12 protein-coding genes are annotated in these 13,644 nt (G+C 45.1%); 4 read left to right on the top strand and 8 right to left on the bottom strand.

The genetic code is table 11. The features are described from left to right. Positions 1 to 16: 16 nt before the first annotated feature. From prfB to xerD, 4 genes are all read right to left on the bottom strand, one after another. A protein-coding gene (gene prfB / locus OCV52_RS02435) for a peptide chain release factor 2 (protein WP_100205982.1) occupies positions 17 to 1,115 on the bottom strand; the annotation gives its coding sequence in 2 pieces (ribosomal slippage) (positions 17 to 1,039 and positions 1,041 to 1,115; 1,098 coding nt in all). 236 nt (positions 1,116 to 1,351) lie between these two features. Then, positions 1,352 to 3,088 carry a single-stranded-DNA-specific exonuclease RecJ gene (gene recJ, locus OCV52_RS02430; RefSeq protein ID WP_137408226.1) on the bottom strand — a complete coding sequence of 579 codons (1,737 nt, stop codon included), beginning with the start codon at positions 3,086 to 3,088 and terminating at the stop codon, positions 1,352 to 1,354. A gap of 119 nt (positions 3,089 to 3,207) precedes the next feature. Next, positions 3,208 to 3,987, bottom strand: a complete 780-nt coding sequence (locus OCV52_RS02425; protein WP_128161960.1) for a thioredoxin fold domain-containing protein — start codon at positions 3,985 to 3,987, stop codon at positions 3,208 to 3,210. 26 nt (positions 3,988 to 4,013) lie between these two features. Further along, complete coding sequence (gene xerD, locus OCV52_RS02420) at positions 4,014 to 4,928, bottom strand: site-specific tyrosine recombinase XerD (RefSeq protein ID WP_008224436.1); 915 nt, start codon at positions 4,926 to 4,928, stop codon at positions 4,014 to 4,016. A gap of 150 nt (positions 4,929 to 5,078) precedes the next feature. On the opposite strand from xerD, the gene fldB reads away from it, so the two are divergent. After that, positions 5,079 to 5,600, top strand: a complete 522-nt coding sequence (gene fldB, locus OCV52_RS02415; protein ID WP_137408227.1) for a flavodoxin FldB — start codon at positions 5,079 to 5,081, stop codon at positions 5,598 to 5,600. 123 nt (positions 5,601 to 5,723) lie between these two features. Here fldB and brnQ read toward each other — a convergent pair whose 3' ends face one another. Next, positions 5,724 to 7,037: a branched-chain amino acid transport system II carrier protein gene (brnQ, locus tag OCV52_RS02410; RefSeq protein ID WP_137408228.1), complete on the bottom strand. Its 1,314-nt coding sequence runs from the start codon at positions 7,035 to 7,037 to the stop codon at positions 5,724 to 5,726. A gap of 314 nt (positions 7,038 to 7,351) precedes the next feature. On the opposite strand from brnQ, the gene OCV52_RS02405 reads away from it, so the two are divergent. Both OCV52_RS02405 and srmB read left to right on the top strand, forming a co-directional pair. Then, a complete protein-coding gene (locus OCV52_RS02405) occupies positions 7,352 to 8,080 on the top strand; it encodes a tRNA1(Val) (adenine(37)-N6)-methyltransferase (protein WP_137408229.1) in 729 nt (242 codons plus the stop codon). 107 nt (positions 8,081 to 8,187) lie between these two features. After that, positions 8,188 to 9,453 carry an ATP-dependent RNA helicase SrmB gene (srmB, locus tag OCV52_RS02400; protein ID WP_137408230.1) on the top strand — a complete coding sequence of 422 codons (1,266 nt, stop codon included), beginning with the start codon at positions 8,188 to 8,190 and terminating at the stop codon, positions 9,451 to 9,453. A 114-nt stretch (positions 9,454 to 9,567) separates the two neighbouring features. On the opposite strand, the gene yaaA is transcribed toward srmB, so the two are convergent. Further along, complete coding sequence (gene yaaA / locus OCV52_RS02395) at positions 9,568 to 10,344, bottom strand: peroxide stress protein YaaA (RefSeq protein ID WP_004739564.1); 777 nt, start codon at positions 10,342 to 10,344, stop codon at positions 9,568 to 9,570. 223 nt (positions 10,345 to 10,567) lie between these two features. Further along, the gene (locus OCV52_RS02390; RefSeq protein WP_137408231.1) at positions 10,568 to 11,995 is read right to left on the bottom strand and encodes an alanine/glycine:cation symporter family protein; all 1,428 of its coding nucleotides are present in this window, start codon (positions 11,993 to 11,995) and stop codon (positions 10,568 to 10,570) included. A 712-nt stretch (positions 11,996 to 12,707) separates the two neighbouring features. Between OCV52_RS02390 and OCV52_RS02385 the strand changes: the two genes are divergently transcribed. After that, complete coding sequence (locus tag OCV52_RS02385) at positions 12,708 to 12,896, top strand: DUF3545 family protein (protein WP_004739567.1); 189 nt, start codon at positions 12,708 to 12,710, stop codon at positions 12,894 to 12,896. 145 nt (positions 12,897 to 13,041) lie between these two features. Here the strand turns inward: OCV52_RS02385 and OCV52_RS02380 are convergent, their stop codons facing one another. After that, on the bottom strand, positions 13,042 to 13,593 hold the full coding sequence (locus tag OCV52_RS02380) for a hemerythrin domain-containing protein (protein WP_105058979.1): 552 nt from the start codon (positions 13,591 to 13,593) through the stop codon (positions 13,042 to 13,044). Positions 13,594 to 13,644 lie beyond the last annotated feature (51 nt).

The raw sequence follows: 13,644 nt of genomic DNA, 5'->3' as shown, positions 1-13,644 counted from the left end.
ATAGTCGGTAAAAAGCTTACAGACCTGATTTCAGGCTAGCTTCAATAAATTTGTCTAAGTCACCATCAAGAACCGCTTGAGTATTACGGTTTTCAATGCCGGTGCGTAAATCTTTGATACGTGAATCATCCAGAACGTAAGAGCGGATTTGGCTGCCCCAACCGATGTCTGATTTAGTATCTTCATTCGCTTGTTTTTCAGCATTTTGTTTTTGAATCTCAAGTTCAAAAAGCTTAGCACGTAGCTGCTTCATCGCTTGATCTTTGTTCTTATGCTGCGAACGGTCATTCTGACATTGAACCACTGTGTTAGTTGGAACGTGAGTAATACGTACCGCCGATTCCGTGGTGTTTACGTGCTGACCACCAGCGCCCGAAGCACGGTATACGTCAATACGTAAGTCAGAAGGGTTAATGTCGATCGTAATGTTGTCATCAATCTCTGGGTAGATAAACGCAGATGCAAATGAAGTATGACGACGGCCACTTGAATCAAATGGTGATTTACGAACTAGACGGTGAACACCTGTCTCTGTACGCAACCAACCGTACGCATACTCACCAGAGATACGTACTGTTGCACCTTTCAAACCAGCAACTTCACCTTCAGATACCTCGATAACTTCCGTTTTGAAGCCCTTCGCTTCAGCCCAACGCAAGTACATGCGCAGCATCATTGAAGTCCAGTCTTGTGCTTCAGTACCACCTGAACCCGACTGTAGATCGATATAACAATCTGAAGCGTCATGCTCACCAGAGAACATACGACGGAACTCAAGTTTACCTAACTTAGCTTCAAGCTCCGCTAGTTCTGGTTCAATTTCGTCGAACGTTTCTTGATCTTCTTCTTCAACCGCTAGCTCTAGTAGGCCATCAACATCCTCAACACCTTGGTCAAGTTGGTCAATCGTTTCTACTACCGCTTCCAGTGCAGAACGCTCTTTACCTAGCGCTTGAGCACGCTCAGGTTCGTTCCATACATCCGGTTGTTCTAACTCTGCGTTTACTTCTTCTAGACGCTCTTTCTTAGCGTCATAGTCAAAGGTACCCCCTCAGGATATTTGTGCGCTCAGACACATCCTGCAGACGGTTTTTTATAGGATTGATTTCAAACATTTTAGCTCATCATTTATGAGTAGAATTTAACCGAAGAATTGTACTCAAAAGTGTGACGGAGATACAGAAATTTTTAGAGGGCAAACCAATATTCAGTCACTTACAACAATATAAAGTTTTAAGCTCAGAAATTGGTGCCATTGCGGGCGATTTAGGAAAAAAAACAAGCCCGAATTTCACATCCGAGCTTGTTGTTTTGATAAGGCGAATGAAGCCGTAATCTTATTGAAGTTAGGCTATTTTGCTTCGATGTGCTCAACCATTAACTGCAATGACTGGTTACCACGAAACTCGTTAATATCCAGCTTATAGGCAAGATGCACAGTTTTCACTGAGGCATCTGGCCAGCGACGCAAATCAACATTGAAAGCGATGCCGTCGATCATCACATTGGTTGGATGGCCTTTGTAAAGCGGCTCTAACATTAGCTTTAGGTGTTTTTCACCCACCAGCTTTTGATGCAGTACTTTAAACTCACCATCGAAGATAGGCTCTGGGAATGCTTGCCCCCAAGGACCACCCGCGCGCAGCGTTTCAGCGGTGTGCATAGAGAACTCTTCAGGCAGCAACTCTCCGTCAGACAAGATAATGCCCTTAAGTGCCGTTTCTCCGAGTTCTTGTTTCACTACATCGTTGAACAATTTGCTAAAGCGTTCAAAGTCCTTTTCCATGATCGTTAAGCCAGCCGCCATTGCGTGGCCACCAAACTTAAGAATCAGACCTGGGTTTAGAGTGTCGATACGGTCTAGCGCATCGCGCATATGCAAACCCGGAATCGAGCGGCACGAGCCTTTAATGCTCCCCTCTCCACCATCGGCGAACGCAATCACAGGGCGATGGTATTTGTCTTTGATACGCGAAGCCAAAATACCAATCACACCTTGGTGCCAATCACGTTGGAATAGTGCCAAGCCGGAAGGCAAGTCGTCTTTACCAAACTCAAGTCGTTCACAGAAAGCCATCGCTTCTTGTTTCATGCCCTCTTCGATCTCTTTGCGAGTCTGGTTCAAACCATCAAGTTCACTCGCCATGCGACGTGCAGCGTGGATGTTGTTACTCATCAGTAGCTCAACACCAAATGACATGTCGTCAAGTCGGCCGGCAGCATTGATACGAGGACCCAGTGCAAAACCAAAATCCGAAGCGACCAAACGTTTCGCATCTCGTTTTGCAATCTCAATCAAGGCTTGAATACCCGGACGAGCTTTACCCGCTCGAATACGTTGCAAGCCTTGGTGCACCAAGATTCGGTTGTTTTCATCAAGTGGCACCACGTCCGCAACGGTGCCTAGAGCAACAAGGTCAATCAGCTCCATTAGCTTAGGTTCTGTCATGCCACGTTCAGCAAACCAATTCAGTTTACGCATGTGAACACACAGTGCCATCATCAGATAGAAAGCCACGCCAACACCAGCGAGGGCTTTAGACGGAAATGCACAGCTCTCTAGGTTCGGGTTTACCATCGCATCAACCATAGGCAATTCACTGCCCGGCAAGTGATGGTCAGTGACCAGAACTTCTAAACCTTTCTCTTTGGCAAAACGCACCCCTTCAATCGAAGAGACACCATTATCAACCGTCATGATCACTTCCGCACCAATCTCGATTGCTTGTTCCACCACTTCAGGGCTAAGACCGTAACCATCTTCAAAACGGTTAGGAACTAGGTAATCAACATTTGAACTGCCTAGCATACGCAGCGCAAGTACCGACAGCGCAGAGCTGGTTGCTCCATCGGCATCAAAGTCGCCAACCACAATAATGCGTTTTTGATGCTGAATCGCCTTAAACAACAATTCAACGGCAGCATCGATTCCGCCCAGTTTTTGATAGGAGTGTAGACCTTTCGCTGCAGTCTCAAGTTGGTCTGCACTGTTGACTCCGCGGCTCACGTAGATGCGTTTTAACAGATCTGGAAAATGAGCAGGTAAAACGGAAATGTCGACCTCAGGACGGCGTTGAATCTCTATCATATAAAAATGGGCCTGATATCAATCAGGCCACTCCTTAAATCAAAAACATGGGAATAAATAAGTAATACAGTCGCCATATTAACTGATGGCGACTGTGACAGCTCTGCTAGAGACTAAGACTACTGCTCTAAACGCTGAAGCAGTTGTGCAGGTGGTAAGTAACCACTCACCAACTCACCGCTTGCCAATACGATAGCAGGTGTACCATTAATACCAAGCTCACGACCTAGTTGGTACTGCTTAGCGATGATCTGTTTCTTCTCTTCAAGGTCTTTACTTGAAACTGGCATCTTACGCTCTACCTTAGCATTGTGCATTGCGGCTTTTGGATCGTCAGAAGCCCAGATCGCCGCCATTTGGTCTGCTACTTGGCCTGTACCACCTTGACGTGGGTATGCCATGTAACGCACCGTGATACCTAGGTCATTGTAGCCCTGCATTTGGCTGTGAAGACGAACGCAGTAGCCACAAGTGATGTCAGTAAACACAGTCACAACATACTTTTCGTTGTCTGCTTTGTATTCGATAACTGTATCAGACAGTGCCGCTACTTTCTCAGCATTGATAGGCGCTTGACGCTCTGCTAATACATCGCTGAATTTGCCGTTCTCATCCAGAGAGTAAAGTGTACCGGCTAGAAAATGATCGCCCGCTGGAGATGAGAAGATAATGCCACTGTTGGTTTGAATCTCTAGCAGGCCATCAATATCTGAAGGAACAATCTTGTTCACCTTGATACCGATTTTTTCAAAACGCTTGGTGAGCGCCGCAGTATCAATATCTTGAGCTGAAGCAACCTCTGCGGCTGTTGTGGTTTGTTCTACTTTCGCTTCTGATGCATTACATGCAGTGATCATCAGCGGCAGCGCTAATAGAGGAAGACGGCGTAATACGCTCATTAAGTTCACCTTAAAAATAAATGGATTTAAGCACGAGGGTGATGCTGAGTATGAATTTGCTTCAGCCTTTCAGTCGCCACGTGAGTATAAATTTGGGTTGTCGATAAGTCACTATGCCCAAGTAACATCTGTACGACCCTAAGATCGGCACCATAGTTCAGTAAATGAGTGGCAAAAGCGTGTCTCAAAACGTGCGGGGATAGCAATTCTGTGTCAATACCTGCGATAACCGCGTAATGTTTAATACGATACCAGAATGTCTGACGGGTCATTTGTTTAGCACGTTTGCTTGGAAAAACCACATCTGAGCTGTTTTCACCAAGCAGTTGCGGGCGCCCTTGTTCAATAAAACTCTCAATCCAGTCCACAGCGTTTTCGCCCATTGGCACCAAGCGCTCTTTACCGCCCTTACCAATAACACGTACCACGCCCTGTCTCAGGCTGATGTTCTCCATCGTTAGGCTAACCAGCTCCGTCACACGCAAACCGGTTGCATATAATAACTCAAGCATCGCCTTATCGCGAAGTTCAATCGGGTCATTCGGATCAGGAGCATCGAGCAAAGCATCCACTTGCTCTTCACTTAGGTCTTTTGGCAGACGTTGTGGCAGCTTAGGGCTGATCAACAACGCACTCGGATCATCGGCTCTGACTTTCTCACGATGCAGGTATTGGAACAAACGACGAATCGCCGACAACATACGTGCACGGGAAGTCTGCTTAAAGTCCGCATCAACCAACCAACTTTGGTAGTCCTGTAGCCCAGAGAGACTAATAAAGTCGAGGCGATAATTATTCTGTTCCATCCACGTTAATAGCTTGGATAAATCAGTACGATACGAGACAAGAGTATTCTCTGACAACCCTCGCTCCATCCACATAGCATCTAGAAACTGCTCAACTAGACCGTGGTCTGCGCTCTGCCCTTGAGGCGACTGCATAGTGTTACTCACAATATTGGAAACTGTTTTGAGAGTATGCCAGAGCAAATATGAATGCCATAAAAATTACACCTTGAGTGGATAATCGCTGCAATCGAAGTCGATTTATGGTTAGAATTCGCAATCTGAAATTAAAATCGAACGTTTGCTATGAAAATTGGATTATTTTACGGCTCAACCACCTGCTACACAGAAATGGCAGCAGAAAAAATTCGCGGCATTATTGGTGAAGACCTAGTTGATATCCATAACGTGAAAGAGACTCCGCTTTCATTAATGGCAGACTACGACCTATTACTTCTGGGTATTTCTACGTGGGACTTTGGCGAAATCCAAGAAGATTGGAATGAGCTTTGGGACGATATCGCGACGACACCAGTAAAAGGTAAGGTTGTGGCACTGTTTGGCTTAGGTGACCAAGAGGGTTACGGAGAGTGGTTCTTGGATGCGATGGGTCTATTGCATGACGAGCTCAAAACGGCCGGAGCTCAATTTGTTGGCTTCTGGCCAAACGACGACAGCTACGAATTCGAGGCGTCTAAAGCGCTCACCGAAGACCAATCACAGTTCGTAGGCTTGGCACTTGATGAAGACTCACAATACGAACTGAGCGACGAGCGTATCGCAAGCTGGGTTGAACAAGTTCTGGTTGAGTACAGCGAGACGCTGTAAGTAGATAAGCTCTCCACAAGCTGTTCATTTCAAAACAAACAGAATACAAAAAGGCCTCACTACTGCGAAGTAATGAGGCCTTTTCTATGTCATTTAGAATGACTATCTAATCTCAATCAGAGATTAAACCGTCTCTTCTGCCATCTCTTGCTCTGCTGACTTACCAACAAAGAACATACAGATGATTGCTGCCGCCGTTGGAAGTAACCAACCCATGCCGATCTCGAACAGAGGCAGCATCTTCAGTGCTGATACATCAACACCCGCTACTTTCGCACCATCAATAAGAGCAAACATCAATGACACTAATACCACAACGCGGTACGCTACTTTTGGATTAGGGAAACGGCTACGCAAGAACGTCAGTGCTACCAATGCGATCGCTACTGGGTACAGCGCAAACAGTACAGGAACAGACAGAGAAATAAGCTGAGAAAGACCAACGTTCGCTACCGTTGCACAAGCAACACCGTTGATGATTACCCAAGTTTTGTAAGACAGCGGCGTTAGTGAACTGAAGTAGTCAGAACACGCAGACACAAGGCCAATCGCTGTTGTTAGACACGCTAGTAGTACGATGACAGAAAGCACTAGCTGACCTGAAGGACCAAACAGTGATTGAACATATAGGCTTAAGATCGCACCGCCGTTGTCAGCACCCGCAGCTACTGTTGCGCTTGTTGCGCCCAGGTAGAACAGAGAAATGTAAACGAATGCTAGACCCGCCGCAGCAATAAAACCTGCGCTGATCAGGTACTTAGTCGTCGCTGCGCGGTCAGTGATGCCTTTGCTGCGGATAGAGTCCACAATCAGCATACCAAACATCAGTGAAGCAAAAGTATCCATGGTGTTGTAACCTTCAAGGAAACCTTTTGTTAATGGCTGAGTGATGTATTCACCGTGAGCACCAAGAATATCACCCTGAGGGTTAACAAATACAGCAACCGCCAGTACAACTAAACCGATGAAAAGTGCTGGTGTTAGAACCTTGCCGATAACGTCAATTAGCTTACCTTGAGACCATGAGAAGAACATGGCAACCACAAAAAATGCGATAGAAAAGAATGTTAGGTGAGCTTGAGAGGCATCGATGAAGAACGGTTTCACCGCCATCTCATAAGCAACAAGGCCGGTACGTGGTGCAGCAAATGCAGGACCAATGATAATGAAGATCAACACAGCCATGATGGTTGCTGCTTTCTTAGGAAGATCTTTAGTCAGGTGACCCCAAGAACCACCCGCAAGTGCAACAGCCACGATAGTGATTAACGGCAGACCAACGGCAGTCAGCAGGAAACCAGACATCGCTGGAAGAAAATGATCACCAGCCAATTGGCCAGCTAGAGGTGGGAAGATGATGTTACCCGCACCCAAGAAAAACGCAAAAAGCATAAAGCCCAATGCCATTATATCTGTTAGTTTTAGACTCTGTTTCACAGATAATCCTTAATTATATTTATGAATTTATGTTGTGCTTACGTGAATGTTACAGTGAAAAGCTGCCATTCAATCTATAAAATAGTCGCGCATAATGACGAAACAACTGGCTAGCTGCAAGTCACCACACAAAAACACCATATAAATTTGCATATACAAACAAAAAGCAGTGGATTCCACTAGATATGAAAAAATAGCCACAATTATAAACTAACCATAATTCACAACAATAGTTTCTCAAGTAGAACATTGATCCATACAAGTGGTTAACATTAGAGCTAATCACTTAAAATATCTCGATACTCAGAACATTCATGAAAGACAAAATCGTGCAGACTAAAAGCTTCAATTTTAAGCAATTCTCAATTTACGGTGGGCAAAGCGGTATGCCCGTCAGCACCGATGGTGTACTACTTGGCGCATGGGTAAGCATTACACCTAAGTCCTCAGCACTCGATATTGGAACTGGCACCGGGCTTTTGGCCTTGATGACCGCGCAGCGTTTTACAGACGTCTCGATCTCCGCGATCGATATTGATCCACATGCGATTGAGGCTGCGACCATTAATATTGAGCAGTCGCCATGGCAAGATCGCATTACTCTGCATGATGACAGTGTACTCACCACCGACTTTCCGAAAAAGTTTGACGCGATAATCTGCAACCCACCCTACTTCAACTCTGGGGAACAGGCACAGCAGAGCCAAAGAGCCACCGCCAGACATACCGACAGCTTGGATCACCTGCAACTTGCTAAACGATGTTTCGAGATAACAACCGAAACTGCAACCGCCAGTTTTATACTGCCAACGCCTGAGGGAGAAGGTTTTATCAAGCTTGCCAAACAGTGCGGTTGGCACCTAGCTAAGCGTCTCGATGTCAAAACCACAGACAAGAAGCCTGCGAGTCGAATTCTTTTTGAGTTATCGAAAGATCCTGCGCGTGAGGCCGATTTGCAGCGTGAATCGCTTACCATTCATCATCAAAATGGTTATAGCGAGGCATTTATAGCGCTCACCAAAGATTTTTATCTCAAGATGTAGCAAATACCATGTGATCCTAATCACTAATGCTTCTATAATGTCCGACTACTCTTTTTTATCGTCTGCTTTTTGAGACAGAAACATTTATTGCTTGTGGAGAAACAACAGTGATCAGAACCTTTGCAGAACTCGATCTAAACCAAGAGCTGCTTAAAGCAATTGACGAAATGGGCTACGAACGCCCAACACAGATACAAGCTGAAGCAATCCCACAAGCGTTAGATGGAAGAGACGTTTTGGCTTCTGCGCCAACAGGTACTGGTAAAACAGCCTCATTCGTACTGCCAGCACTGCAGTACCTTCAGGATTTCCCACGTAAGAAAGCGGGCCCTGCTCGTATGCTTATCCTGACGCCGACCCGTGAACTAGCAATGCAGATCACTGACCAAGCTCGTGAACTTGCGAAATACACTGCGCTAAACATCTTCACCATCACAGGTGGTGTGATGTACCAAGAGCACGCAGACATTCTTGGCACCACCCAAGACATCGTTGTTGCGACTCCAGGCCGCCTAATGGAATACATCGAAGCTGAGCGCTTTGATTGTCGTGCGATCGAATGGCTGATCTTAGACGAAGCAGACCGCATGTTAGACATGGGCTTTGGTCCTGTTGTTGATCGCCTATCTGCAGAGTGTCGCTGGCGTAAGCAAACTTTACTTTTCTCAGCAACGCTAGAAGGTAAAGGTGTTGAAGGTTTCACTGAAGACCTACTGAACAACCCAGCAGAGATCGACGCAAAGTCATCACTACGTGAGCGTAAAAAGATCACTCAGTGGTACCACCGTGCAGACACAGCAGAGCACAAACTTGAGCTGCTAAAACACATCATTACTAAAGAAGCTGAGCGTAGCATCGTCTTCTTGAAAACTCGTGAGCGTTTAGGTGACCTGCGTGCACTGCTAGAGAGCGCTCAGATTCCATGTGCTTGGATTCAAGGCGAAATGCCTCAAGATCGTCGTAACAATGCGATTGCTCGTTTCCGTGATGGCACTGTAAACGTACTGCTAGCAACTGACGTAGCGGCTCGTGGTATAGACCTTCCAGATGTAAGCCATGTAATTAACTACGACATGCCACGCACAGCTGATGTTTACTTACACCGAATTGGCCGTACGGCTCGTGCTGGTAAAAAAGGTAATGCGGTTTCTCTAATCGAAGCGCACGATCAATTGATGATTGAACGCGTTGCTCGTTACACCAAAGAAGCAATCAAAGAGCGCTTCGTTGAAGGCATGCGTCCAACACACAAGAAAGCCACGGTAACGAAGAAAAAGAAACCAAAGAAAGAAGATAAGAAAGCAGTAGAGAAGCAGAAGCTCGCGAAGAAGAAAAAAATCGCGAAGAAAAAGAAAGCGGCTAAGAAAAAGTAATCTGCTAACTTTTGAATGATTCAACAAAAAGTCCCACGCAGCGAACTGCATGGGGCTTTTCTCTATCTGGCTGGTGTCTCGCCATAGAGCTCGACTACCTTGAATCAATAACGTCTAGTTTTGCTCTTCACGCTTGAAGACAAGCTCTTTCGCATTCGACTCTTCTTCTACGAAGTAGTAACCCGCGGTATCAAACTTAGTCAGTGCTTCAATTGAGTCCACTTTGTTCTCAATGATGTAGCGAGCCATCATGCCGCGCGCCTTTTTCGCGTAGAAACTGATCACCTTGTATTGACCGTTCTTGCAGTCTTTGAATACCGGTGTAATCACTTGGCCATCCAAGTTCTTTGGTTTTACCGCTTTGAAGTACTCGTTAGATGCTAGGTTGATCAGCACATTGTCGCCTTGAGCATTCAGCGCTTCATTCAGCTTGTCTGTGATGATATTGCCCCAGAACTGGTACAAATTAGTACCACGAGCATTCGCTAAACGCGTGCCCATTTCTAGGCGGTAAGGTTGCATCAAATCAAGTGGCTTTAGTAAGCCGTAAAGACCAGAAAGCATACGCAGGTGGTTCTGTGCGTAGTCAAAATCTTCATCCGACAGTGTTTCAGCGTCTAGGCCTGTGTATACATCACCTTTGAAGGCAAGGATGGCTTGACGTGCATTCTCTTGGGTAAAAGTCTCGCTCCACTGCTCAAAGCGCGCTACGTTCAACCCTGCGATCTTATCGCTCACTTTCATCAATGCAGAGACATCTGCTGGTGTCAGCTTGCGGCACTCTTCAATCAGTTCAGCAGAGTGTTCAACAAACTCAGGCTGACTAAAGCGTTCTGTCGCTAATGGTGATTCGTAATCAAGTGTTTTGGCTGGAGACACGACAACTAACATAACTTTACCCTAATCGGTTATCTAACTGGATGCTGCTAGAGTATAGAAAAAACATCAACTTGTCTTTATGACTCTTCCTATTACTTTGATAGATGATTATAACCACCCACTTTCAATCATCAAAAGCCGCTGAGAACGAAAAAGCAGGCAAAGAAAAAGGCTAAGGTCGAAACCTTAGCCTTTGCAGTTGTTTTAGGATAAGCGCTTTATCACTCCAACAAAACTACTTCTTGTTGTTGTCCCAAATACCATCTTCCAGTTGAGACTTAAGCTCAGGGAAGTCATTTGCATCAAATGTCGGTACTTTACCCGCGTCAAGTTGGCGGTTGTAGTCCTTCGCTAGCTTAATCACGATGCCTGATAGCAGGATAATCGCCACCAAGTTAACAATCGCCATTAGACCCATCGATACGTCAGCCAGTGCCCATACCGTAGGTAGCGTTGCTAGAGAACCAAACATAACCATACCCAGAACAATAATACGGAATAGCACGAGGCCTTTCTTATTGTTGTGCTCTAGGAAAATCAGGTTCGTTTCAGCGTACGAGTAGTTTGCAATGATTGAAGTGAAAGCGAAGAAGAAAATCGCTACCGCTACAAAAATACCGCCCCAAGAGCCTACTTGTGCTGTTAGTGCACGTTGAGTCAGCTCGATACCTGTTACTTCACCGTGTGGTACATACTCACCAGACATCAGGATGATTGCTACTGTTGCAGAACAGATAACGATCGTATCCATGAATACACCTAACATTTGTACATAACCTTGTGATGCTGGGTGCGGTGGGTAAGGCGTAGCAGAAGCTGCTGCGTTTGGCGCAGAACCCATACCCGCTTCGTTCGAGAACAGACCACGTTTGATGCCGTTAATCATCGCTTGTGCAATTGCGTAACCTAGACCGCCGGCAGCCGCTTCTTGTAGGCCGAATGCACTCTTGAAGATAAGAGCGATCACTTCAGGCACTCTTTCAATGTTCGCAAACATGATAAACAGAGCGATAGCAAGGTAAGCCAATGCCATGATTGGAACGATGATTTCTGCAGTACGTGCAATCTTACGGATACCACCGAAGATAACGAATGCAGAGATAATTACGATTGCTACACCTGTGTAGCTGCGTTCAAAGTCAAACGCTGTATTCATTGCACTTGCAATCGCGTTCGCTTGAACCGCGTTGAATACAAGACCGAATGCGATGATTAGGAAGATAGAGAATAGAACCCCCATCCAACGCATGCCAAGGCCTTTCTCCATGTAGTATGCAGGGCCACCACGGTAGTTACCGTCGTTATCGCGTGTTTTGTATAACTGCGCTAGCGTACTTTCAGCAAATGATGTTGCCATACCTAGCATTGCAATTAGCCACATCCAGAAGATAGCACCAGGGCCACCAGCAGTAAGTGCTACAGCAACACCTGCCATGTTACCCGTACCAACACGAGCAGCAAGACTAGTACAAAGAGCTTGGAAAGAAGAGATACCAGCACTGTCTGCTTTGCGGCTGTTCTTTAGAACCGAGAACATGTGGCCGAAATGGCGGAATTGAATGAAGCCTAGTCGTACGGTGAAGTAGATACCCACACCAACCAGTAAATAAACTAAGATAGATCCCCAAAGGAGATCGTTCATCAAATTGATTAAGTCTGTCACGTGAACCTCGTAATTGAGTTTAAGCACCGATCATGCTTCCAAGCCTTCCCCTAGATCACCTATGCCAGTGTCAATAGTTGTGTCGGCATTAGTTTTATATTTATTTGTTGCGATCTAGATTGTAAATGTCGCTTCATGCATCCATTTTACGTATCGGTGTATTTTTTGACGGGCGGATAATGCAGCGAGACGACCTAAAAATCAATATGCAAATTGATTTATATCAAAATGACATTTCACTAATAACACACCTTTTGTTAACACATTTTTCAACAATCCAGCCCAATAAAAGTCACATTATCGGGACATAATCTCAACATCAACAACCGACCCCACCGAATAAGAACGACACACCGTAAAAGTAACGTCAGCCTAGGTTTTACAAGGTATAGTGAAGTTCTGCGTTTTTTTCTAGGACGATAAGATGACTCTCCAATAAAGCGTGATACGCAGTTAAATGCATTGTCGATAAAGTGCTATTCCTTTCGCACAATGAATTAACATTCCACAACCTGTAATTTAATCGTTTACTTCGGTTTGTTTGCTCACTTTTCATACATAAAAATCACCACAATGTGTGAGCATGCATAGAAAACGAAAACAAAACCTTCATAGATTTGAAACAAATGAGAAACAAATCAAGGTTATGGTGAACCTAATTATGATATTTAATAGTTCGTAAGAACTAGTCCCACGGAAGGAGATATGGCTTATGGATAACTTTCAATTCGATGAAATATCAGAACTAGAAATGCCACGTGCAACTCAGAAAACACGCTCTAAACCACTCAAGCGTAAGTGGCGTGAAATCGAAGCAATCAACGATCGTAGGCAGCTTGAGAAAGAGCTAAGAGAGATGAACCTAGGTCTTGATTTTAGCCTTGACGATATAAAGCTTTAATCAGCACGATAAGAAAACAGATAGCAAAAGGCACCTATGAAGGTGCTTTTTTTCTTTCATTTGGTGTTATCGTGCGCTGCGAGTCATTTTGAAATTTCCGTTGTGAGGGAAAGACCCCTTTAATATAGAGGGAAATACTAACTCGCTAAACACACTCTTGTTCATTTTGTCGCACGCGCGCCGCGAGTTGACGATACTGATCAGCAATCGTATCCCCAAACACAGGATCGTCTTCGGGTTGAAGCCATTGCGATTCAACCTCTTGCCAATCCTTCACTGTAAATGCTTGCACGATCATAGGTAACACATGCTTCTCTTCATACTCCATATGCTTTCGCTGCGCTTTAACAAAGCTTTCGAGTTGATCGATGAACACCTGCTGTGGAACCACGGCATCTTGGAGGATCATGTCTACCACACCTAAAAAGTCAGCCGTTTTCTCAGATAGCAATTGATGCTCGAGTTCCAAGTCCTCAATTGCTTGGTCACTGCCATATTGCTTAAGGTAATAGCGATAAATGACGTCTTCTTTAGGGTGATGTACTTTATCTGAATGGTTCATCAAGTAGTGAACCACCTCAGCGATAAGGCTATAGTTTATTTCTCGCTCCTGTTTTAGAAACTCTAACTTATTGTTGAGTATCGCGAGTAATCGAGCCATATAGCCATGCTCTCGTCTTATCCTTTCAATCATCATAGTATTGCACTCCATTACACCTACTATTTATAAGTGTATACGAAGATACCG

It is taken from the genome of Vibrio chagasii (genome assembly GCF_024347355.1).
Taxonomy (GTDB): Bacteria; Pseudomonadota; Gammaproteobacteria; order Enterobacterales; family Vibrionaceae; genus Vibrio; species Vibrio chagasii.
This window is presented reverse-complemented; position numbering and strand designations above follow the sequence as displayed.

What these genes read in the sequence shown, in the direction of transcription:
- xerD (WP_008224436.1), bottom strand. Translation starts at nt 4,928, where the DNA reads ATGCAGTCGCCTCAAGGGCAGAGCGCAGACCACGGTCTAGTTGAGCAG.
- OCV52_RS02425 (WP_128161960.1), bottom strand. Translation starts at nt 3,987, where the DNA reads ATGAGCGTATTACGCCGTCTTCCTCTATTAGCGCTGCCGCTGATGATC.
- OCV52_RS02380 (WP_105058979.1), bottom strand. Translation starts at nt 13,593, where the DNA reads ATGATGATTGAAAGGATAAGACGAGAGCATGGCTATATGGCTCGATTA.
- fldB (WP_137408227.1), top strand. Translation starts at nt 5,079, where the DNA reads ATGAAAATTGGATTATTTTACGGCTCAACCACCTGCTACACAGAAATG.
- OCV52_RS02405 (WP_137408229.1), top strand. Translation starts at nt 7,352, where the DNA reads ATGAAAGACAAAATCGTGCAGACTAAAAGCTTCAATTTTAAGCAATTC.
- yaaA (WP_004739564.1), bottom strand. Translation starts at nt 10,344, where the DNA reads ATGTTAGTTGTCGTGTCTCCAGCCAAAACACTTGATTACGAATCACCA.
- recJ (WP_137408226.1), bottom strand. Translation starts at nt 3,088, where the DNA reads ATGATAGAGATTCAACGCCGTCCTGAGGTCGACATTTCCGTTTTACCT.
- OCV52_RS02385 (WP_004739567.1), top strand. Translation starts at nt 12,708, where the DNA reads ATGGATAACTTTCAATTCGATGAAATATCAGAACTAGAAATGCCACGT.